At 41.3% G+C, this 23,325-nt stretch carries 20 protein-coding genes; 7 read left to right on the top strand and 13 right to left on the bottom strand.

The window, feature by feature from the left end; genetic code table 11:
• Positions 1-132: 132 nt before the first annotated feature.
• The 6 genes from IJ00_RS20480 to IJ00_RS20455 all read right to left on the bottom strand — a co-directional run bounded on the left by IJ00_RS20480 (position 133) and on the right by IJ00_RS20455 (position 9,387).
• Positions 133-831, bottom strand: coding sequence for a prepilin-type N-terminal cleavage/methylation domain-containing protein (locus IJ00_RS20480; RefSeq protein ID WP_082127366.1), 699 nt, complete (start codon positions 829-831; stop codon positions 133-135).
• Positions 832-864: 33 nt separating this feature from the next.
• Complete coding sequence (hpsC, locus tag IJ00_RS20475; RefSeq protein WP_035156151.1) at positions 865-1,818, bottom strand: hormogonium polysaccharide secretion pseudopilin HpsC; 954 nt, start codon at positions 1,816-1,818, stop codon at positions 865-867.
• 57 nt (positions 1,819-1,875) lie between these two features.
• Entirely contained in the window at positions 1,876-2,529 is a 654-nt protein-coding gene (gene hpsB / locus IJ00_RS20470; RefSeq protein WP_046814879.1) for a hormogonium polysaccharide secretion pseudopilin HpsB, read from the bottom strand.
• A gap of 183 nt (positions 2,530-2,712) precedes the next feature.
• Positions 2,713-7,407: a hormogonium polysaccharide biosynthesis protein HpsA gene (gene hpsA, locus IJ00_RS20465; RefSeq protein WP_035156148.1), complete on the bottom strand. Its 4,695-nt coding sequence runs from the start codon at positions 7,405-7,407 to the stop codon at positions 2,713-2,715.
• 707 nt (positions 7,408-8,114) lie between these two features.
• On the bottom strand, positions 8,115-8,351 hold the full coding sequence (rpmB, locus tag IJ00_RS20460) for a 50S ribosomal protein L28 (RefSeq protein WP_035156145.1): 237 nt from the start codon (positions 8,349-8,351) through the stop codon (positions 8,115-8,117).
• Between the two features lie 130 nt (positions 8,352-8,481).
• Positions 8,482-9,387 (bottom strand): CoB--CoM heterodisulfide reductase iron-sulfur subunit B family protein, encoded by a 906-nt coding sequence (locus IJ00_RS20455; RefSeq protein WP_035156143.1) that lies wholly within the window; start codon positions 9,385-9,387, stop codon positions 8,482-8,484.
• A gap of 283 nt (positions 9,388-9,670) precedes the next feature.
• Here IJ00_RS20455 and acpP point away from each other — a divergent pair, with 283 nt between their 5' ends.
• The 3 genes from acpP (at position 9,671) to tkt (ending at position 13,686) form a co-directional block, all read left to right on the top strand.
• Positions 9,671-9,922: an acyl carrier protein gene (gene acpP / locus IJ00_RS20450; RefSeq protein WP_035156141.1), complete on the top strand. Its 252-nt coding sequence runs from the start codon at positions 9,671-9,673 to the stop codon at positions 9,920-9,922.
• A 171-nt stretch (positions 9,923-10,093) separates the two neighbouring features.
• Positions 10,094-11,344 (top strand): beta-ketoacyl-ACP synthase II, encoded by a 1,251-nt coding sequence (gene fabF, locus IJ00_RS20445; protein WP_035156138.1) that lies wholly within the window; start codon positions 10,094-10,096, stop codon positions 11,342-11,344.
• Between the two features lie 329 nt (positions 11,345-11,673).
• Positions 11,674-13,686, top strand: coding sequence for a transketolase (tkt, locus tag IJ00_RS20440; RefSeq protein WP_035156135.1), 2,013 nt, complete (start codon positions 11,674-11,676; stop codon positions 13,684-13,686).
• Between the two features lie 131 nt (positions 13,687-13,817).
• On the opposite strand, the gene IJ00_RS20435 is transcribed toward tkt, so the two are convergent.
• The 4 genes from IJ00_RS20435 to IJ00_RS20420 form a co-directional block, all read right to left on the bottom strand.
• Positions 13,818-14,414, bottom strand: a complete 597-nt coding sequence (locus IJ00_RS20435) for a class I SAM-dependent methyltransferase (RefSeq protein ID WP_046814878.1) — start codon at positions 14,412-14,414, stop codon at positions 13,818-13,820.
• Positions 14,415-14,486: 72 nt separating this feature from the next.
• Positions 14,487-15,149, bottom strand: a complete 663-nt coding sequence (locus IJ00_RS20430) for a response regulator transcription factor (RefSeq protein ID WP_035156132.1) — start codon at positions 15,147-15,149, stop codon at positions 14,487-14,489.
• A 44-nt stretch (positions 15,150-15,193) separates the two neighbouring features.
• Complete coding sequence (locus IJ00_RS20425) at positions 15,194-16,357, bottom strand: sensor histidine kinase (RefSeq protein WP_035156128.1); 1,164 nt, start codon at positions 16,355-16,357, stop codon at positions 15,194-15,196.
• A gap of 71 nt (positions 16,358-16,428) precedes the next feature.
• Complete coding sequence (locus IJ00_RS20420) at positions 16,429-17,253, bottom strand: SirB1 family protein (RefSeq protein WP_035156126.1); 825 nt, start codon at positions 17,251-17,253, stop codon at positions 16,429-16,431.
• A gap of 808 nt (positions 17,254-18,061) precedes the next feature.
• Here IJ00_RS20420 and IJ00_RS28490 point away from each other — a divergent pair.
• From IJ00_RS28490 to atpC, 3 genes are all read left to right on the top strand, one after another.
• Positions 18,062-18,325 (top strand): hypothetical protein, encoded by a 264-nt coding sequence (locus tag IJ00_RS28490; protein WP_144416063.1) that lies wholly within the window; start codon positions 18,062-18,064, stop codon positions 18,323-18,325.
• 209 nt (positions 18,326-18,534) lie between these two features.
• The gene (gene atpD, locus IJ00_RS20410; RefSeq protein ID WP_035156122.1) at positions 18,535-19,983 is read left to right on the top strand and encodes a F0F1 ATP synthase subunit beta; all 1,449 of its coding nucleotides are present in this window, start codon (positions 18,535-18,537) and stop codon (positions 19,981-19,983) included.
• Between the two features lie 128 nt (positions 19,984-20,111).
• A complete protein-coding gene (gene atpC, locus IJ00_RS20405) occupies positions 20,112-20,525 on the top strand; it encodes an ATP synthase F1 subunit epsilon (protein WP_035156119.1) in 414 nt (137 codons plus the stop codon).
• Positions 20,526-20,621: 96 nt separating this feature from the next.
• Here atpC and IJ00_RS29205 read toward each other — a convergent pair whose 3' ends face one another.
• On the bottom strand, positions 20,622-20,828 hold the full coding sequence (locus tag IJ00_RS29205; protein ID WP_168163511.1) for a hypothetical protein: 207 nt from the start codon (positions 20,826-20,828) through the stop codon (positions 20,622-20,624).
• A gap of 231 nt (positions 20,829-21,059) precedes the next feature.
• On the opposite strand from IJ00_RS29205, the gene IJ00_RS20400 reads away from it, so the two are divergent.
• On the top strand, positions 21,060-22,151 hold the full coding sequence (locus IJ00_RS20400) for a DNA polymerase beta superfamily protein (protein ID WP_035156116.1): 1,092 nt from the start codon (positions 21,060-21,062) through the stop codon (positions 22,149-22,151).
• Positions 22,152-22,169: 18 nt separating this feature from the next.
• On the opposite strand, the gene IJ00_RS20395 is transcribed toward IJ00_RS20400, so the two are convergent.
• Both IJ00_RS20395 and IJ00_RS20390 read right to left on the bottom strand, forming a co-directional pair.
• On the bottom strand, positions 22,170-22,469 hold the full coding sequence (locus tag IJ00_RS20395) for a hypothetical protein (RefSeq protein WP_035156114.1): 300 nt from the start codon (positions 22,467-22,469) through the stop codon (positions 22,170-22,172).
• Positions 22,470-22,749: 280 nt separating this feature from the next.
• Entirely contained in the window at positions 22,750-23,325 is a 576-nt protein-coding gene (locus IJ00_RS20390) for a hypothetical protein (protein ID WP_238178373.1), read from the bottom strand.

Here is a 23,325-nt window from a genome sequence, read left to right as displayed (position 1 = left end):
TCAGTATTTATATTGATTTTTTTGTTTTCGATGGTAATAGTAGTAAATTCAATACTAGTCTGTAATATTATGTAGAGTAACTAGTATTTTATTAAAAGCCTAGATTGAGTTTGAAATTAATATACTGATTTTTTACTGGCAGTCAGAATTTTTTGCGATTCTAACACCGCCAATTAGTGTATCTAATATTACGCATCTTCTTTCATTACTCGCAGCTAGTGATGACTTAGAAACTGGTGATGCTACAGCAATCTTTAAACCTAACTGCTCAGAAGAACCTCCAGCAGTTCCTAGAGTTACATCAGTAAGAGTACCCATGTAATCAAAGGTGATAGTTCCGCTACCGGCAGTACTATAAGTAATATTAGCGCTAGCTTTTGTATTACTATTAGTGCTGTGCAAGTTGGTGTATATAATAATTTCTCCTGGTTTGAAGGAAATATTATCACCTAGGGGCTTCCAAACTGGATTTGTAGGTAAAGTGGAGCCGGGATAGATAGCTATCTCTGGGGATTTATTATTATTTCTAAAGCTGACACTATAACTAAGTTTTTTCTTTTTTGCCTCTGTTTGTGCTGCTTGTAATGCACCGAGAACAGCATCATTTGCTTTACTAACTCTTTGCCTATTTACAAAACCTAACCAAGAAGGTGCTGCGATCGCGGATAAAACTCCAACCATTAAAATTACGACTAATACCTCTATAAGAGTAAAGCCATCATCTTGTTGATTAGTTTTATTAATAGTTTTAATTATGTTAGCATTCCTAATTTTATTACTAAGAAATGAGCTTTTTTGTATTGGAACTAACAAAGTATTTAGATGTTTCATATGAAAAATATTGTACTAGAAATTAGTTGAAATTTACTTTGTAAAAAGGAAGCTCAAACCTTGGGTTCTGACTTTAGTTACAGGAAAATAATTTACTTTGCTTGCAGTATATTTTATGTCATTGCTATTATCACTCAAGCGAGCTAAAGCATTACCACGTAAATAAACCTCTGCGACACTCCGATTTTCACTAGAAACTGAGTTAACACAGGCATAAAAACCAGTGATTGCGGATGTAGGTGTAATAGTGCTAAAGCCCGTTGGACAACTAGCAGTAGGAGCAGTTTCAGAAGTACTGGAGTGGTCAACAAAATCAACTAAAGCAATTGCTTTTTGTGTATATGTAGAGGTATGTTTTGTCCAAGCATTCATTTTCGTTTGTAATGTACCCTGTACCTGCAAATTAAAGGGCTTAAATCCAGGATCAGGACATTCGGTAAATTTATTCGTAGTGTCATAAACACCAGTACAGGTACTACCATTTTTATTCAGTACCCCATCCTTAATTTGAAATCTAGATATTCTTGCGGCTTTTGACCAAGGTGCTGCATCATCTTTCACTAAATAGTATGCTACTAAAGAATATACAAAAGTATCATCATTAAAAGTAGTGCCACTAATTGTAGTTACTGCCTTATCCTTTCTAAATTCTCGCTTCCAAAAAACCAGCACTGGATTGCCATTTGTTACCGTCGGCAACTGAGTTTTAATGGCATTTACTCCAGTATTGTCATAAATATATATTGACTGTTGTAAATCACGATTAATATACTCAATAGCTGCTTGAATTTCCTGTTCGGAATTAGCCTTAGCTTGTTCTTGACGATCAGTATTTAAAATATTAATCATCAGTAACATCAGTGGTGTAATAACTAGTACAGCCAGAACCATGGCTACCAAAAGTTCTAGCATAGTAAAACCGCTGCTATGATGGCATTTTCGATAAGCTTGTAACTGTTTAACTAACAGCCATTTCCAAATATTCATCTTAATTAATTAGTTGCTAAATTGTATTAATATCAACACGTAGGGATATATCTCTTTTTACTTGCAACCACCGAGGCGATCGCACAATGCGCTGTAGGAAGGCAAACCTCTAGTAATCTCCGTAGTCATCTCTAAAAGTGGTGTTCTACGATTCCCAACTCCCCCAGTAAAAGCCGTCTGAACACTACCATTACTGTCTGAAGTTTTGATTAATGAACCAAATTGAGCGTCTGAACGATATATCCTAATCCCTAAACGATATCCTTGCCCCTTATCAGGGTCACTACCAGAGACTTGCAGTTTTACCGCCTGAATGTAAAATAAATTACTAGTGCATCCAGGAGCCGCAATACTCCCATCTTTATTGAAGCAATATAATTTTGTCGTATCAGTTGGGACTGCGGCACTACTAACTAAGTAATCACTCGTAGAACTACTAACTGTGCGAGTTGTAGATACAGAAAGAGCTGTCAGTGCTTCAGTCGGTTCTGTTATTGTCTTTGTTCGTACACCATCAATAAAAGTTTTGGCAGCTTGGGCAGCTAATTCTACCCGTCTAGCTTGGACACGAGTTGCAGTAGAAATAACTAACACCGGTGAAACAGATGCCAACAAAATAGCCGCGACCAATAATGCAACTAATGATTCAATAATTGTGAAACCTGACTCATCTGATTGAGTTAATATTTTTCTCAACTGTTGCAATTTCATAATCAAATTTATCAAAAATGGAATTTAAATTTGTTTGATTATTTAATGATTACCAGCCTTCCGTGGGAGGTTAGGACTTACCCAGAGGCAAAATATTTAAGTGATTGCCACAGAAAGAAGCAATTTAAAAATCTTGTTTTCTCCTTATCCTTGGGTAAGTCCTAGGGGTAATCAGTAATTTATCTATGAAGGACAGGCAGATGGACGATCTTGTGCAGGAATGGCAAATTTTGTGCTTTTAGTTGTGGAACTATCAATTTTGATACTAAATCCACTGTCAAAACCATCTTTTGCTGTTGTGTCTTGGGAAGCACAGAGTAAACCTTTGACCCAATCGTCATCTCTTGCCACTTCTCGGTAATATTCATCTGGTGGATCGGTCGATGGAATCACGAACCGTTGAGCAAACAAATCAGGGTTCTGGGATAGCAGGGCAACATCAAAACCCCAGTTTCTTCTAGGAGGTAAGAAGTGAGCAGGTAAACCAGTAATTACTGCATCTGTGTTGTAGCCCCTATTCGTACGTTCTGTTCCAAACAAACTTGTAGAACTTATCCCACCAGATAAAACGAAGGGTTGGAATGGTCCAGTTGCATACATACTGCGTTTAAACTGTACAAAAGCACCGGAAATATTGACGTTTTCAAAGTTATTAGCGGTTGTATACAAGTTCCAGCTTTCTAGGAAACGTGGGAAGTTCACTAAACCTCCATTAGTTTCATCTTTACTACCAATACGTACAGGACCATCACCAGCAGCTAATACAAGGTTAAATGTAGTTGCTGTTGCTCTGCTCAACCATCTACTATTTTTGGCGCGATCGCTATCACTGCTAGGTGAGGCTAAGTTGGCATAGTCATTGGTATCCTGGGGCGATCGCTTAGGTACTTGAATTTGTAAAATCGGTTCTAGAAGTGGTTGGTTAGTTGCATCTGCACCGGATGGGAAGGAGGTAAATAGACGAGTGAAACTAGTATTGTTGTAGTATTTTCCGCTTCCATTGACAGTGGTGAACCACAGAGCGTTTGCTCTAGAAGCCCCCGTTCCTTCTGCTACCACACCAGAACTATTGATACCTAAAGGAATTGGTTGATCTGTCCCTACAGTTAGTACAGCGCCACTACTATTTAGTAGCTGATTACTAGAATTACGCTTAAATGCAACTCGACGGGGGAATTTTTCGTAACCAGCTTTTGCCGCTCTAGCTGTGGTTCCGGCAACAAGTTGTCCGACAGCAGGACTTGTTGGTAAACTGCTGGATTTGGTTTCCCTTTCTGCTTGAGTGATTGTGTTGTTATTATCGGTATCATATCCAACATACCAATCACCTACCCCACACTGGGAAACATCCAACTTAAAGCACATTTCCATGACATACTCAGGAAAAGTCGCTCGACGCTGAATTGGTGTGACAAAGTTGTTGAAGTAAGAACTATTCGCACCTGTAGAAGTAGCCGGATCACCACTATAGTCAGTGTCTGTGAAGTTGCGGGATGTAATGAAGTTATTATCCCAGAAACCATTTTTTAATCGAGTGCTACTGGTAGCAGTTGCATCCGTACTTGCGGTATCGGTGCGGTTATTGCGTAAATCAAAATCCCCATCACTACGGAAACCTTCCACAAAGTTGTTAGATAGTAATGTGATAGCATCCGCGACTACAGCAGCTGGTCGCCAAGTTTCCCCTGTGGAACAGTTCGGCAACCTGGGGTCATTAGGGCGACAGGCAAAATCAGGGTCACGGTTAGCCGATGTCCGGGAATAGAAGTTACTCCAGTCAGATGCCAAGACACCATTTGTAGTCCCCTTGAACTCTTCCTTCGTATGTAGGTTAAAATTCCCTTTCACGTAAGCAGGCAAATCTGTAACTAGAATTAAACCCTTCTCTTCTGCCCGGTAATCGTTAGAAGTACCACGATTCAATTGACCACCATTGATTAACATAATCCCACTAGGGCGACGCTTGGGATCTAATTTGTAATCTGTGGCACTGATATTGGCACTATTTGGATCGCTGGCATCTGCACGAGCATCATCACGAGCCGCGTAAATAATCCCACTATTAGGTAATAGGTATTCACCAGACCAGGTTCCACTAATAGATGTTGTGCGTAGTAGGTTTAAATCTAGAACCGTAGCGCGAATCTCTAAAGGTTGACGCTGCTCAATTTCTAAGTTGTAGTCACCAGTAAGTGAACCTTTGTCTGCGGCTTTAATTTCTCTAGCATCCAGAAAGGAAGTTTCTTTAATCGCATTATTGGGAATTACTGTACTATCTCGTGTCAACGAGCCATCAGCTATTTTCAAAGCACAAATCGTAGAGTCGATCGCCCCCTGTTCTGAAAGAGTCAGAGGCTTAGTGCTGACTTTTTTCAGCGCTTGTCGTAGCAGAGGATTAACAAACTGACCATTGGGAAAAACTAAGTTTGCTTGATATTGCAAACGCTGTTGGAGGTTAGCTGTGGACGTGGCGACATCAGCAGCGGTAGATGTGCTTGAAAATAAGCCGTTAGCATCCACGCTTAGTCCCCTAGTTACGTCAGCAGATGTAGTCATGCCTGTTGGTACAGCGTAGGCAAAACCGTTATTAGACTTATCTGCTTTAGTTTTATCATTGGGAAGATAGCCATCCGCAGCCGTTGCTGCACTTGTAGAGTTGTGGTAGCTGCTAACACAGGCAATCGGCTTTTGATAATAATCTGCTGTTGAGGCAAGTGGGTCGTAGGCATCAGTGTTGTAATGGTAGACCGCAGTCGCACGCATTACCAAATGACCACGGCTTTGTTTTGCCGTATTCGTTGGGTCAGTGGGGTCTGGTACTACCATGGGCATGGCATCTGACCAAACCACAGGAGCAGCATTTTCTTTTTCAGTTGTACTGGTATTATCTTCCGGAGTTGGGGGTGTGGGTAAATTAGAACCACTGGAACTATAGACCCCTGCCCCAGTAATTACCCGTAAACCACCGACAACATCTAGCACGTCTTTTCGTGCCGCCGCCGCCGAAGTTTCCCAAAAACCATCCCTTCCTGTGACACCTAAATCAGCTAGTTGTTGTACACGAGTATTACGGGTGCGGGTTTTCGTACTATCTTTCCAAGTCTTTCCAGTAATGTCTTCTGGGACATCTTCCCCAACAAATTCGTTACGGGTACTATCCCAACGCAATTCCGGTAAATTATTACCAACCAGAATGCGATCGCCTAAATTGGCTTCTACGACAGGAGACTGTTCTACTTCCTCAGGATCTTTTGCTGGTAACTGATCTTTATCTATGGTGAGTGTCGTATTTGTATCTGTCGGATAGATCCATGCATCGGGTGGTCTCAGTGCATCATTACTTTTATTTGCCGTATCATCCGTCCCCTGTAGAACATCACTTGTGGTGTAATCCGTAGTGCCAGTTTTGATAATAGCAGAAGCTCCAAAAGCCACTTCTTTGAATGGAACACGACGAGTACGACGACGAAAATATATTTCTAACTCTTCGCGACGTACCTTATTCGTATCTAAAGCTGGGTCACTTGTGAGACGCTTGCTAACATTATCTTTGACTACTTGAGGATCGTTACCAGAAGAACGAGCATATTGTGCATTTACCAATAGGTCAATGCGTTGAGCATAAGCCTGACTGTTATAAACAATTTGTCTTGTTTGGTTAGTGGTTGATTTATTAGTACTCGCAAGAGTAGTACCACCAGGTGTACCACTTTCCGTAAACAAATCTACGATAGCATTACCTTGGTCTGTACTGGCTGTGAAGAAATTAGTTGCAACGTTACCGCCAATAATAATCTTGCCATTTTCCCGTTCGTAGTAACAAGACTGTGTACTACTAACTTGATAAAATCTCACATCACCATCTGCTGTACCAGCACCCCTTCTGGTAAAGAAATTACTATTGGTAAAAATACGTCCATTTAAACGAATACCAGGACCTGGCGCAATTTCTAAATCATCTTCGTAAATAACAGCATTATTCGTCAGTGGTAATTGCTTACGATCTTGCTGTAACTCGATAGCAGAAAAGCCTTTATTCCCTTGCGCTATTTCGTATTTACTTCTAATTGTACTATCTATAGAACTGGTATTAGAAATAGGAACTGTCACAGCATAAACGAAAAAGCTTTTCTTCAATGACCCCTTCGGATCTTTATACCAACTAGAGCCACCTACCAAACTTGCACTAGTATCACCGCTAGAGTCACAAGCTGCTCCCGTCAATGGTGCTGTTCTGGCTTCTAAACTGTTCCGCTTACGCTCTGGGCTACTTCCTTGATAGGGTGGATTACGAAAATAAATACCATATAGAACAAAACTATCAAACTTACCATTATTATCAGTATCCATTGGAAACTTCCAGGCAGTTTCCATCACTTCCCTAGATTCTAATGCTCCTGAAACTGGTGCTTCAATTCCGTCCGCACCATCTAAGTTATTTCCAACGATAATGGGTGTCTCATCACCTAATGTATAGGTATTGAGTTTCGCAGTCATCGTTTTATACAGAGTCACATCAGATGGAACGGCTCTGGGCAAACTGGGGTCAGCAAATAATTCTGTAATTTTAGCTTTAGCACGGTCTAGAGCTGGTGTTGCAGCCTTCAACGTCACCTCATTTACTCGCACATTGCTAGCATTTTTAGCCCTTTCAAAGGAGCGGAATAAAATAGCGGTGGTTAGTAAAACTACTACCAGTCCTACCATTGCCACGGTTGGCAAAACAAAACCAGAATTGCTCCATCTTGTATCCTTTCTCAGAATGACAAAAGCTCTGAGCAACCAGAGACTTTGAGAATGAATATGTGATGATGATTCTTGATATATTTTCTGAGAATATTTTCTGATTGTCTTGACTAACTTGCTATTACTAGACATAGCCCCTTCCTTGTCAAGTATGAGTTGATTTTTATAAGTTTGCTTGTTAATGAAAAAGCTAATCTTTTATAGATTATGGCTAAAAACAACAAAATATAATAACACGATGAATTGTTATCATAAAAAGGCTTTTATGTATTCTGATTTTTATGTAAGTTTCTGTGATTTTTTCCTGTCAATCATATATTGACATTGAATTATTTACCATTTTATAGCGGAGAAAGAATAATCTTGCCATAGGTTCATAGAAAAATTGTAAAAATATCTAGGCATCAGGCAAAGGCTTGATGAAGATGTCGTTAACAAAGTAAGCTTATGTTACCCACCTCCCTGGCAAAACTTATCATTGAGAAGAAAGTTTTTTATTTGGGTCGTCTGTGGGTAGTATCTATGCCATTAATTTTGATAGCTGACTGCGAGCATCCCTTCACTTCCTTCGAGGGTAAGCTTGCCCGCTTTTTGTACACAGGGAGCGAGACGCTGCTACTACAATTGTTTTGCCCCTCAAAATTAGTGTGTTCAAATACTAGTAGTTCCTTCGATGACAAAAAAAACTCCCCATTTTGGAGAGTTTTCCTAAATCAATATCTTGTTGCTAGGTCGTAGCCCGGATTTATCACAACCATAGAGCTTTGAAGAGCCAAAAACCAGAACCCCAACCTGTCAAAAAAGCTGGGGTTCCTAGCTAGCTAATTTTTCAGGTTTTCTTAGTAGTGGTTTAGGTTGAGACCGGCTTCTTTTGCCATTGCAACTAAACCTTTAGTTTCTAGGGTTTTAATAGCTTTGGTAGAGATTTTCAGTTTTACCCAACGGTTGCCTTCTGACCACCAAATGCGCTTGGTTTGGAGGTTGACGTTTTGTAAACGCTTGGTACGACGGTGAGAGTGGGAGACAGAAAAGGCGTTATTGGCTTTTTTGCCTGTTAGTTGACAACGACGGGACATTGCTTTTTTCTCCGGTGAAATTTACACACAATCTCTTATTGTAGTGAACTGCTGGGCAGATAGGAAATGGGTTAGGTTCTATCTTACATTTAATTTATGCCTACCTACGTAGTTGGGAATAGGTAGATATTCAGAAGCCTAATTTTTCTAGAACAGGTTTTGTGGAGACAATGTGTCTATTCAAGCCTAATTCTTGGGGACTTACGCCTAAAGCTAGGGCAATAAGTTGAGGTAGGTGGAGAATTGGCAATTCTAGTTTACGTCCAATGACCTTTTCCACCTCTGGTTGTCGAGAATCCAAATTTAAATGGCATAGGGGGCAAGGTGTAACAATACAGTCGGCTCCTGCTTCTATGGCTTCTTGGATATGTGTACCCGCCATTTTAAAGGATTCAGTGGTGGCATAACTGGAAAGAGGCCAGCCACAACATTGGGTGCGTCCTCGGTAATAGATTGGCGTTGCACCGATCGCGCGAAAGATATTTTCCATCGCTTGGGGATTGAAAGGGTCATCTTCCCGCAGAGTTTTTTTGCCACGGAGTAAATAGCAACCATAGAAAGCTGCACAGTTGAGGTTTGTTAATTTGCGAGTGACGCGATCGCTAATTTCTGCCAAACCATAATCTTTAATTAGCGCGTAGAGGAGATGAATAACTTCTGTATTACCGCGATAGGGTAAACAACCTTCTTTCTGTAGTAACCCGTTGACTTTACCAACATAATCAGGATTATTTTCCTGGCTCTCCTTAAGTCTTTCATCAACACTACCAATTACACCTTGACAGGTGCTGCAATGGGTTATCAAAGGTAGATTTAATTCCTCCGCCAAGGCAATATTTCGAGCATTGACAGTATCTTCCAATAGTTGAGAATCTTCTTTAAAAGTACCGGAACCACAACAAGCTGCTTTTTTCAACTCAATTAATTCAATCCCCAAAGCTTGAGATAAAGCAACGGTAGATAAATGTAGTTCTCCACAGGCACCCTGAGCAACGCAACCAGGGTAGTAAGCATATTTTAATTTATGGGATAGCATATCGTTTCGTGATTTGGGAGCAAATGCCCTAGACCATATACTGTTTTATCATCACTAGGCGATAAGAGATGGAGAATAGAGAATTAGGTTGTTCCAAGGTGATTTTTTGTCAACTACTTCAATTCCCCATATTTGTTTGAGTGATGAGTGGGGAGTCAGGATTTTTGCCAAGAAAATCTAGGAATGCTATGCGGGCGATCGCGCTTTCCGATAAGATGTATATGCTCAAAATCACGTCATCTATTGAGAGCGGGTTATAGCAACTGGTTGAGGAATTTTGTCTATGAGCCAAGCGGATATTTTTGAAAAAGTCAAGAAAATTGTGGCTGATCAACTCAGCGTTGAAGCAGATACCATCAAACCCCAATCTAATTTTGCCAATGATTTAGGGGCTGATTCCCTGGACACGGTGGAACTGGTTATGGCTTTGGAAGAAGAATTCGACATCGAAATTCCTGATGAAGCTGCTGAAAAAATCACCACTGTTCAAGAAGCAGTGGATTATATCAACGACAAAGTTGCTGCATCCGCATAAACGAGTGCTGAGTGCTGAGTGCTGAGTGAAAAGTTTTTAGGAGCAATCCAGTTTAGGTGAGAAAAGTGAGGAGATATTTTTCCTTCTCCCCCCTCTTCCCCTCCTAAATCTGACTTTCAAAAAAACTCAGCACTCATCACTTAGTATTCACAAGTGTTTTGGAATTGAGTCATGACAGATTTTATACGTAAACGCGTTGTTGTCACTGGTGTTGGCGCGATTACACCCATTGGGAATACACCAGCCGAGTATTGGGAAGGTTTAGTTAGTGGACGTAACGGGATTGGCGCAATTACTGCTTTTGACGCTTCCCAACATTCCTGTCGAATTGCAGGTGAAGTCAAAAATTACGACCCCCATGATTACCTGGATCGTAAAGATGCCAAGCGTATGGATCGGTTTGCACAATTTGGCGTTTCCGCAGCCAAGCAAGCTCTCGCAGATGCCGATTTAGAAATTAATGACTTGAATGCGGAACAAATCGGTGTGATTCTTGGTTCTGGGGTGGGTGGTATCAAGGTCATGGAAGACCAACAAACGGTTTATCTCAACCGTGGTCCTGACCGTTGTAGCCCGTTTATGATTCCGATGATGATTGCCAATATGGCAGCAGGATTAACGGCAATTCATACTGGTGCCAAGGGTCCAAATTCCTGTTCTGTGACTGCTTGTGCTGCTGGTTCTAATTCCATTGGTGATGCTTTTCGTCTGGTACAAAATGGTTACGCCCAGGCAATGATTTGCGGTGGTACGGAAGCAGCAATTACACCCCTGTCTGTAGCCGGTTTTGCGGCGGCAAGGGCTTTGTCTTTCCGTAACGATGACCCTACCCATGCTTGTCGTCCCTTTGACAAAGACCGAGATGGCTTTGTAATGGGGGAAGGGGCGGGAATTTTAATTTTAGAAGAGTTGGAATACGCTAAGAGCCGTGGTGCGCGCATCTACGCAGAAATTATTGGCTACGGTATGACCTGTGACGCTTACCATATGACCTCCCCGGTTCCCGGTGGTGAAGGTGCCACCAGAGCCATAAGATTAGCTCTCAAAGATGGGGGATTATCACCGGAAATGGTGAGTTATATTAATGCCCATGGTACTAGCACCCCAGCCAATGATGCTAACGAAACCGCAGCGATAAAAGCCGCTTTAGGTGAATCGGCTTATAAAGTGGCAGTCAGTTCAACTAAGTCTATGACAGGTCATCTGTTGGGTGGTTCTGGTGGGATTGAAGCAGTGGCAACTGTATTGGCGATCGCCAATGACCACATCCCCCCGACAATTAATTTAGAAAATCCAGATGCAGCCTGTGACCTAGATTATGTCCCCCATACCAGTCGATCTCAAGTAATTGAGGTTGCCCTGTCCAATTCCTTTGGTTTCGGTGGTCATAATGTCACCCTTGCCTTTAAGAAATATCGTTAAAATCAGGTAGTGAATCAGGAAAAGTCCGGGTTCAGAAGGCAGATATTTTTCTGTCAACTCTTCCCTAAACCCTATTCCCCATTACCCATTACCTATTCCCCCTCCCTTATTTGTCGGTGTTGTTACAAGACACAAGCATTTGTTTCGTCCCTCTGAGAACTGATATTGAGGGATAATCCCACCTACAATAAATTCTGAATCTCCATAAAAAATACTCAATCGTGTGGCTTGTCGCTCAACAAGCTGCAATGGGATGATGATGAGGATATTGCTTGGCAATACCAACAGAAGCTCAAAGAGTGCTAACCCGTCGTTAAAAACAAGAGATTATGGCAACTGCAACCCAAACCCTTGAAGAACTTTGTATTAACTCAATTCGCTTTCTAGCGGTTGATGCGGTAGAAAAAGCTAAGTCTGGTCACCCAGGTCTACCTATGGGCGCAGCGCCAATGGCGTTTGTGCTGTTCGATCAGTTTATGCGGTTTAACCCCAAAAACCCGAAATGGTTTAACCGCGATCGCTTTGTTTTGTCTGCTGGTCACGGCTGTATGTTGCAGTATGCCCTGCTTTATTTGACGGGTTACGACAGCGTCACCATTGAAGATATTAAGCAGTTCCGGCAGTGGAATTCCAGAACCCCTGGACACCCTGAGAACTTTGAAACAGCTGGTGTAGAAGTAACTACCGGACCACTAGGACAGGGTATTGCAAATGCTGTGGGTTTGGCAATGGCTGAAGCCCATCTAGCAGCGAAATTTAACAAACCTGATGCCACAATTGTTGACCATTACACCTACGTGATTTTAGGTGATGGTTGCAACATGGAAGGGGTTTCTGGGGAAGCTTGTTCCTTAGCTGGACATTATGGATTGGGTAAATTAATTGCTCTCTACGACGACAACCATATTTCTATCGACGGTTCCACCGATGTTGCCTTTACCGAAGATGTTTCTAAGCGCTTTGAAGCTTATGGTTGGCATGTTCTTCATGTACCCGAAGGTAATACTGATTTAGCCGCGATCGCCAAGGCAATCGAAGCAGCAAAAGCTGTCACCGATAAGCCCACCATGATTAAAGTTACCACTACTATTGGTTATGGTTCCCCCAATAAGCAAAATACTGCTGGGGTTCATGGTGCAGCTTTAGGTGCTGATGAAATCGCCCTGACTCGCCAAAATCTCAATTGGGAATACGAACCCTTTGTAGTACCCCAGGATGTTCTCAGCCACATGGGGAAAGCAGTTGAGCGCGGTGCTAGCTACGAAGCAGAATGGAATAAAACCTATGCTGACTACAAGGCTAAATACGCTGATGATGCTGCGGTATTTGAACGCTTAGTAAGTGGCAAACTCCCCGATGGTTGGGACAAGGTATTACCTACCTACACCGCCGAAGATAAAGCTCTACCCACCCGGAAACACTCGGAAACCTGCCTCAACAAATTAGCAGCAGTATTACCAGAGTTAATTGGTGGTTCAGCCGACTTAACCCATTCCAACTTGACAGAAATCAAGGGGTATGGGGACTTCCAAAAGGGACAATACCAAAACCGTAACGTTCACTTCGGTGTGCGGGAACATGCCATGGGAGCAATCTGTAACGGTATGGCTCTCCATGGTTCGGGATTAATCCCCTACGGTGCAACCTTCTTGATTTTCACTGACTATATGCGGGCAGCAATTCGTCTGTCTGCTTTGTCCCAAGCTGGATCCATCTGGGTTATGACCCATGATTCCATCGGACAGGGTGAAGATGGTCCTACCCACCAACCAGTGGAAACTTTGGCTTCCCTCCGGGCAATTCCTAACTTAACAGTGCTTCGTCCCGCCGATGGTACTGAGTGTTCTGGTGCTTACAAGGTGGCGATCGCCAGAGCGAAGGAAAATGCACCCAGTTTATTAGCATTCTCTCGGCAAAATCTCCCCAACTTAGCAGGTACATCAATTGAAGGTGTCACCAAGGGAGCATATGCAGTAGTAGATTGTCAAGGCACACCTGATATTATTTTGATTGGTACAGGTTCTGAGTTAAGTCTCTGTGTAACTGCGGCAGAAAAACTCACAGCCGAAGGTAAGAAAGTACGTGTGGTTTCCATGCCTTCTGTAGACTTATTTGAAGCCCAAGACGCAGCTTACCAAGAGTCTGTATTACCCAAGGCAGTCACCAAGCGTGTATCTGTAGAAGCTGGTGTCAGCTTCGGTTGGCACAAGTACATCGGTATCGAAGGTGCAACTGTGAGCATCGATAGATTTGGTGCTTCCGCTCCCGGTGGTACTTGTATGGAGAAATTTGGCTTTACTGTTGAAAACGTTTTAGCAACAGCCAAGAAAGTATTGGGTTAATTCCTAATATTCTGATTTGATAAATACAAGGGTGGGCAGAAATGTCCACCTTTTTCATGCCACTGCATCAAATCGCCACTGTGGTATGGCAGCAATTTTTCCAATCAGCTAACAAATTTCCAAGCTTTCTATCAAATGTTTTTCACAAAAAAATCAAATGTATGTCTCAATGGAGTTTCCGGTGTTAAATAGTGAGAGGTGTTGAGGGGAGGAAAAGTATAGCTTTGAAACTTTTGCAAATTATCGCATTCTTCTAAAACAGCAAATGGTTTGTATTCGGAAATATCATTCCAGCCAAATACTAAAACTCCTCGTGTTCTTAAGGCATCAAAATATGCTTGAAATGCTTTATCTGTATCATCCTTTGTATTCAGACCAAAGCCAAAAACACCATTAAAAAAAATTAAATCAAAGTACCCTGGCTCTATATGAAGGCTCAGATTTTGAATACCATCTACTATATGTTTGTCTGAGCCATATTGTCGTTTTTTGGGGTCAATTTCAATTGTCCAGTATTCCTTATTTTTTAGAAGTTTTTTGTAAGATGTTGTGTACCAATCACAACCAACAAAAAGAATTTTATGAAATTCTGACAAATCCCTAAAATAGGGGATAATTTCTTGTTCTAAAATTGTCCTATCTGGTGAGTCAAGATATAAATCTAATCCCATAAATAACAAGATACGATGTTTTAAAGCACTAATTTTTCGTCGTAAAGCACTCATCATATAGTAAATACCAAATTTCTCAATTACTGCAATTATTATGCAACTAAATTGACACTTCAGAAAGTATCTCAATTAATCAACTTCTCGGTGATTTTCGGAAACAAGATGCTCAAGATGGGAGTGAAAATAAATTGCGGCTTGAGTGCGATCGCGCAATCCCAAGCGACTTAAAATATTAGTCACATGGTTACGGACTGTCTTTTCGGAAATAAACAAAGCTTGAGCAATTTCCCGATTACTAGCACCTTGGGCAATCATTTGTAAAATTTCTTTCTCCCTCGGTGTTAAATCTACGGACACATCTGGAGAGGGTACGGAGGTAAATATTTTCGAGGTGATTTTATTGGCAATTCCTGGACCTAATTGAGTATAACCTTTATCAACTAAACGAATCGCTTGGGTTAACTCTTCAAAGGGTGTATCTTTCAATAAATACCCAGATGCTCCATTTCGCATTGCTTGGGTAACATATTCTTCGTCATCAAAAGTTGTCAGTACCAGCACTTTAGCTTCGGGAAAACGTTGAGAAATTTCCTGGGTTGCTGCCACACCATCCATTATTGGCATCCGAATATCCATCAAGATAACATCTGGTCGCAAAGATTCTACCAGAGAAATTGCTTCCTTCCCGTTTTCTGCTTCTCCAACTATTGCCAATTCTCCGTCAGATTTGAGTAATGCTTTCATTCCCCGACGAATAAGATTTTGATCATCGACTAGCAAGATGCGAATCATTATGTTTAGAAAGATGAAAGGTTAAGGAGAAAATGGATTTGCTGTCAGCTATTCCCCATTTCCGTTAGAGGAAAAATTGCAGTAATTTGGCAACCTTTACCAGGGGATGATACTAGTATAAATTGACCAGAGAGGGCTAGAACTCGTTCACGCATTCCCTGAATACCAAAACCTGTGGTGTTGAGACGAGAGTCAAATCCGCTACCGTTATCTGTAATAGTGACTTGAAGATTGGGATGACTTTGGAGATAAATATTAACTTCTGTCGCCGACGCATATTTAGATATATTTGTCAATGACTCTTGCACTAAGCGATAGATAGCGGTTTTGACATCCTGGGAAATAGCTGTGTTGATTTGATAGTTATAGTTAGGGGATATACCTGTAGAGCGTTGAAAATCAGAGATGAGATTGGCGATCGCCTGACTGAATTGTTTTCCTCGTAAAGGATCGGAGCGCATCGCAGCTACAGATTGACGAACTTCTTGCAGTGCATGACTCCCAACTTGCTTCGCTTCTTGTAGCAATTCCTGGGTTTCTTCCGGTGCGGTGGGTAGTAATCTGATTGCGGCTTCCAAATGTAAATTTAATACAGTCAGAGAATGTCCTAGGGAGTCGTGAATATCACGAGCAATCCGGTTACGCTCTTGTAATGTGGCGATATCTTCAATTTTTAAAGCATATTGTCGCAGTCTATCGTTAGCAGTGGCAAGCTGGAGTAGAGCATTAACTAGGAGTTGTAAAAATAACATCACTAGCCCCACAAGAACGCCAATACTCACAACAATTATGCTCCATCTTTGAGCAATGATCGGGTTGATGGGCACATCAAAATATTGAAACCGATGCCATTGAGTCAGAATACACAGGATAAAAACTAACAAAGTAAATCCTGAGCGGCGGTATCCTGAGAATAGCAGGCAATTACGAATCACAAAAACTATATAGAGTAATTGAAAAAGTCGTATACCTCCCACATAGGCAACCAAGTGAATCAGAGCAATTTCGAGAATAGTGTATAGTAATTTACTAAAAGAACGGGCTGGTAATCGCAATCCCAGTAAGGTAAATAATCCTAAAGCAATAAGATTCAGTAGGGGAAGACGAGGTAATTGGGGAATTTGCCACTGAGGAATCTCACTTACCGCAACAATTGCCAAGAGTAGCCACTCTAGGTATATCAAAAAACGTAATGATGGCGATCGCATGGCAGATTTTAGATTCAGAAGTTTGATATTTGTAGACTAAGTTTCCCTACCTTTTGCAAAACCCTTTTTCCCTACTGCTTCCTACCTAATTGGCTAAGTAACCTTCTGAGCACCGGAGCATCCTGAGCATGGGGAAGTTGGGTAAGATAGGTTTCTATATCATTGGCAGCCAAGGAAAATCTACCTAGTTGGTAATTCAATAAACCGCGATCGCGCACTTCTAAAGGTATATCAGGAAACAAAATTAAAATCCGTTCTACCGCATCTAAAGACTTCTCTAACTGTTTTTGATTCAAATAAATATATTTTAAATTCGTTAACATTCGTCCTAAAAACTGACGATTACTCACAGATGCTAAATATTCTGGTTGCAAGGTTACAGGTTGTTGATAAATTTGTGATAAACGGTTCTGACAATCCTGGGGAAACATCACCTCACCATGATTAAACGCATCCACAAACAACTCAATATCTGGAACATCTGGACGGATTAAAAAATGCCCCGGCATCCCTATTCCCACCATCGGAAAATCTATCCGACGAGCTAATTCTAGATACACAAGCGCCAAAGAAATCGGAATCCCTAAACGACGCTCAATTACCTGATTGAGAAAACTATTACGTGGGTCATAATAGTTATCTTTATTGCCAGAAAAACTTAATTCCTCGTATAAATACTTATTTAGTGTTTGAATTACTCGCAGAGGATACCGTTCCCTTGGTAAACGCTCCTCAACCTCCATTGCCATAGTATCCAAAGCATTCAAATATTCTTCCAAATCCAAACCCGGATACTCTTCTTGAGCAATATATAAAGCTGCCCTTGCCAAGTCAATATATTCATCAGGTTGGTTAATCTCTTGGGAAAAATACTGTCGTGCTGATGATGTATTCATGGGCAAATGCTAAAAATGGAGGAACACAAGATTCTGACAAAAGCCAGGAGAGCAAGATGGGAAAGCTCTCTTCAGCTTTGTAAATGCTACCAATGCAGGCTTTTTCTGCCAAATTCACTGGAAGAGCGACATCAAAAGCAAATCCTTACAAAATCTGGATTTAACCCATCTTCAATGGTATGACGCTTACATCCATCTTAAACCCGTGATACCCTTTGCGGAATCATCTATTTTGCCCGTGAATCTAATATGCAAAGTGAAATGGCATGGTTCTGCTTTCTCTGCTAGTTGTAGGGAAAGCAATTTTTTTAACATGACTTTCTAACAAATTAGTAAATTCTAGAGATATATTTCCACAAGAAATGATGAAGTTATATAAGTAGAAATTAAAGTATTTTGGTAAGTTTATAAAATTTTATTCTCTCTATACAGCAAAAATATCCTTGAAACTCATCAGCTATATGCATTTGAGTATTTATGGGCATTTCTGATGGGTCAGTGGATATTTAATCATTATGTAAATATCAGTATAAACCCTGGCGAATAGCCATGAATCGCAGCTAAACTACTTAAGTATATCGGCAAGAAAAAAAGAATCACATTCAACAAGAGATATCTTCTGAAATTTGTGAATTAGCTAAAAGAAAATATTGTATTTGATACATTTTCTCCAGCCGCAACAGAAATATACCTTTGTTACAAAAAAATTCTAGTTTTCTCTCCGTTTGGTTTAGGTTAATTGCTGTGTCTGGCAAAGCAGGCGCAGCTTTTTTTTTGCTACCCTAGAATTATTCAGCTCTCAGGCTGAATGACTGCCTCTCTTCACCATCTCAATTACTTATTTCCCCAAGAGTTAATGCTTAGTGGTCAGCGATATAGCTTTTCTGGCAAAGTACAACAGATGGGAGAACACCATACAAGGCTTAACCTTAATGCTTGGCTCTCTACACAGTCACAGAAATCATCCCTTCTCCAAGAAGCAAAATGGGGTAAAAGCCGATTCTCTACTCCCCTGGATATCGTTTCTGGCTGCGTTTTTGTGTGCTTCCCAGGTTCTGCTCCTATGGCTTGAGAATAGGAAAATCAAAAAAAAACTGGCAACAATTCCCCTAGAAGTGCCATAAAAGTGTATCCTACTCTTGATCCCCCAGCATTAGTCTTCATAATCAATATTATGACGAAGAGAGGGGTCGTTCAGTGCTAATCTGAAAAGTGACATTGCTTAAACTTATGTCTCTTACGACCCTATCTGAAATATAGCTTCAATCAATAGGTCCCAGCATGGTCACCACCGCAGAAAAAACAAACATAGGCTACATTACTCAAATCATTGGTCCGGTTGTAGACGTTAAATTCCCTGGCGGTAAAATGCCACAAATCTACAACGCTTTGACCGTCACAGGCTCTAACCAAGCCGGACAAAAAGTCTCAGTTACCTGCGAAGTGCAGCAACTGCTGGGTGATAACCAAGTACGTGCAGTATCAATGAGTACAACCGATGGCTTAGTCCGTGGGATGGAAGCTGTTGATACTGGCGCTCCCATCAGTGTACCCGTTGGTAAGGCGACTCTAGGACGAATTTTTAACGTCTTGGGTGAACCCGTAGACAACAGAGGTCCGGTTAACAACAGCGAAACTTCGCCGATTCACCGTGCTGCGCCAAAACTCACAGAACTAGAAACCAAACCCTCGGTATTCGAGACTGGAATCAAGGTTGTGGACTTGCTAACTCCTTACCGTCGTGGCGGTAAGATTGGTCTGTTCGGCGGTGCCGGCGTAGGCAAGACCGTTATTATGATGGAGTTGATTAACAACATCGCAACAGAACACGGTGGTGTGTCTGTATTCGCTGGTGTAGGTGAGCGTACCCGTGAAGGGAATGACCTCTACAACGAAATGATTGAATCTGGGGTTATCAACAAAGACAACCTCAATGAGTCCAAGATTGCTCTGGTATACGGTCAGATGAACGAGCCACCCGGTGCAAGAATGCGGGTTGGTTTGTCTGGCTTGACCATGGCTGAGTACTTCCGCGATGTCAACAAGCAGGACGTACTGTTATTTATTGACAATATCTTCCGATTTGTACAAGCAGGTTCGGAAGTATCAGCGTTATTAGGTCGGATGCCCTCTGCGGTAGGTTATCAGCCCACTTTGGGTACTGACGTGGGTGAGTTGCAAGAGCGAATCACTTCTACTAATGAAGGTTCCATTACCTCCATTCAAGCTGTATACGTACCTGCGGATGACTTAACCGACCCCGCACCTGCTACCACCTTTGCTCACTTGGATGGTACTACTGTACTATCTCGTGGTTTGGCTGCGAAGGGTATTTATCCGGCTGTGGATCCCCTCGGTTCAACTTCTACCATGTTGCAACCGAATATTGTGGGTGATGCTCACTACGATACAGCACGGGCAGTACAAGCAACCCTACAGCGTTACAAAGAACTGCAAGATATTATTGCGATTCTCGGTTTGGATGAGTTGTCTGAAGATGACCGTCTGACAGTAGCACGGGCGCGGAAAATTGAGCGTTTCTTGTCTCAACCGTTCTTCGTGGCAGAAGTATTCACCGGTTCTCCTGGTAAATACGTCAAATTGGAAGATACCATCAAAGGCTTCAAGATGATTCTTGGTGGTGAATTGGATGAATTGCCAGAACAGGCATTCTACATGGTTGGTGATATTAACGAAGCGATCGCCAAAGCAGAAAAACTCAAAGGCTAATTAGTGTTGAGTGCTGAGAACTGAGAAGTGACTTGGCACTCAATTTCATCTGAGTAGTGAGTCAAAGAATATGAATTGCAACTCTATCTGACTCCCCACTCTTAACTGTTGACTCCTAAGAAAAAGTTATGACTTTAACCGTTCGTGTAATTTCTCCAGGTAAAACCATCTGGGATGCCGCAGCTGAGGAAGTCGTTCTGCCTAGCACGACCGGTCAACTGGGTATCTTAACTGGTCACGCTCCCCTATTGAGCGCCTTGGATGCAGGCGTGATGCGCGTGCGTGCAGGTAAAAATGAAAAGTGGGTGGCGATCGCCCTCATGGGTGGTTTTGCGGAAGTTGAAGAGAATGAAGTCACAATTCTCGTGAATGCGGCTGAAAGAGGTGACTCTATCAATCTCGAAGAAGCTCGCACTGAGTTCAACCAAGCTCAAACCAAGCTCAACCAGGTAGCCCCTGGGGACAGACAGGCTCAAATTCAAGCGACCCAAGCATTTAAGCGTGCCCGCGCTCGTTTTCAAGCTGCTGGCGGTATGGTATAAATAAAAGCCCGGTTCTTTTCTCAAACCGGGTTTTTGAAAAAAAATATATTAAATAATTTGCCGATGGAAAGAATTTTCACTTCTTGAGCTTATTGTTCAAATACTGGTAATTGCGGGTTCAAAACGACGAAGATTTCCCGTATTTGTACAAGAAGGGATAAAATGCGGCTCAGAAAAAGCGCAGGCTTTCCATCTAGAATTGACATTAGCACTTAATAATTGACAGTTACCGCCACGCTGCCCTAGGGGGGTATAGTAGCGACAGAAACGGCAGGTTGAAACTGGAGAACCTATAATTGACATAGCAGAATTTAGGTACTTGGTCTAGAGGGTGTTGACCCCTCAAGTATGGCAATCATTCATGAAAAACTGCTGAGAAAACTTATTTTTTGAGATATTTTTTTTACAATTATTTATATAATTACAGCCCATGGAAGAAGTGGAGAATAATAGGTAATTAGGAGAATTCCTAATTGTTCATCCGTCAAACTCCTGGTAGATACTTTTATTTTTGGGAAGAAATATTGTGACTGAATGAAAAGAATTTTAGTTGAGAGCAGAAGTATTTTAATTGGTTTAGCTGGTAGTCATGGTTACGGTTTAAACCGTCCCGAATCTGATTATGATTATCGAGGTATTTTTATTGCGCCGAAAGAATATTATTTAGGTTTTGATAATATTGAGCAGAAAGACAGTGGTTGGGATGAACCAGGAATCTTTCAGTTTTTGGATGGGAATAAAGATACGGTAATTTACGAATTAAAAAAAATTATTCACTTGCTATCTGGAGCAAATCCTAACGTTTTAGAACTGCTTTGGTTGGGGAATTATCCAGTTTTGACGGCAGAAGGGAAATATTTAATTGAGCAGAGGCAATTATTTTTTAGTAAAAAAGTTAAGCATACCTATTCGGGTTATGCTTTTGCTCAAATTAAGAAAATGGAAACCCATCGCAAGTGGTTATTGCATCCTCCTGAGAAAAAGCCATTACCCTCGGATTTTGGGATTGGGGAAGAAACAGTTTTAAGTAAAGAAGAATTAAATGCTTTTTTGGAGTATTTATATAACTTAATTCGCGGCAAAATTGAATTTTTAGCAGAAGAAGAAAAACTGTACCAGTTATTAACTGGAGATATTGATTTTAAAGGAATTTTGAAGCAGTATACTTTACCTGACAACACTCTGGAGTACACACAACAACTTACCCATGGACGCAAAGACTTTATCCGCTTGCTGCAAAAAAGTCAAAGTTACCAAGGTGCATTGCGAGAGTGGAAAGCATTTGTTGCTTGGCAGGAAAATCGTAATCCAGTCAGAGCGGAAATGGAAAGAAAGTCAGGGTTTGACTTAAAGCATGGGATGCACTGCATTCGTTTATTACGCAGTGGCGTGGAAATTTTGCAGACTGGAGAGCTAATTGTTGATAGAAGGGTTGCAGGAGACGCGGATGATTTGCGGGCAATTCTTCGGGGTGAATATTCCTATGAGGAAGTGATGGCAATGGCAGAGAATTTGATGCAGGAAATGGAGCAGGTATATAGGAATTCAACCTTACCAGAGAAGCCAGATTTAGCTCGGATTAATGATTTATGTATTGAGTTGGTGGAAATGCGAGGGTGGAATTAGGGGGATTATGTGGATATTTCACAGGGTTTTGATTAAATCGGCGAAACCGTAGATGCTGATGATGAGTAAAAATAAAGCAGTTATTTGAGTGATGCGCGTTTGGGGTGAGGGAGCGATCGCCTCCCTGACAAGGATAGAAAAGGATGCTCCGACAACCAAACTTAAAGCCAGAATTAAAAATGGTGTGTCTCCAGGGTAGATGGTAGCAACAACCAACATGGCGATCGCCAACATTAACATCAACAGTTCAACAAATCGGGGTGGGTTGTACTGACTTGATAAAACCAGAGTGTTAAACCAAAAATGCCAATATCTCATATTCAGCCTGAAGTGGTAAGTAATAAATGCTGATTAACCACTAAATATTAATCTACCCTGAGTTCAGGTTAAACGGTTAAACAGGTTGAGATAAAATCCAGTTCCTTTGAACCCACCTTCCCCAACCCCAAATGTCATAAACGGAAATTACTTAGAAGCAAAAGGCTAGCAAGGATAAAAACAGACATTATGGAAGGATTTGGATGGTATTTTGGGCGATTGCAATTCGTCTCATTGGTTTAACCTCTAACTCTCAAAGGTTTGCGCTTTTTCCCACCCATCAATCTGGCGAGTAATTAGTTCCTACCACCTTGCCATCTTTAAGATAGACAATCACCCATTCTGCATTATAACGACCATCATTAGGGTCAAGAATGTACTGTAGATTCTGATTAGGTTTAGCTATAAACGTCCTCCCGTTAAGTTGGTGATTTTCAGCATCAGCAGTAGTTTCATCTCTTATTGTCCATTCCGGTTGAGGAAATCTTCCTCCTTTAGGAAAACGTTGATTAAATAAGCTTTGTACATCTTCAATTGTCATATCGTTTTTAATATCTAAATAGAACTTGACGAAGGGTTTTCGAGGGTTGATAGTCACAAATTGCAGAGCTAAGAGACTGATATTGAAACCAAGAAAAAGCCACAATTCTTGTTTGCGCCGAGATACTAAGTATACTGGCAAAAGTAAAAGTAATGCTAGAACAGCCATAAACAGATAAAATTGCCAGAACAAGGAAGCTGCTGCGATATAATCCAGAAAGATTCCCAATATAAATAAGGCTGTTAAAAAAATAAGCTCAATAATGAGTTCAATTCGTTGACGATGGCGATTAATATATTTCATCAAATTTTCCAC

This window comes from Calothrix sp. 336/3 (assembly GCF_000734895.2).
In the GTDB taxonomy this organism is placed as follows: domain Bacteria; phylum Cyanobacteriota; class Cyanobacteriia; order Cyanobacteriales; family Nostocaceae; genus 336-3.
Note: the sequence above shows the minus strand (reverse complement) of the source record. Positions and strands in the feature narration are given on the sequence as shown.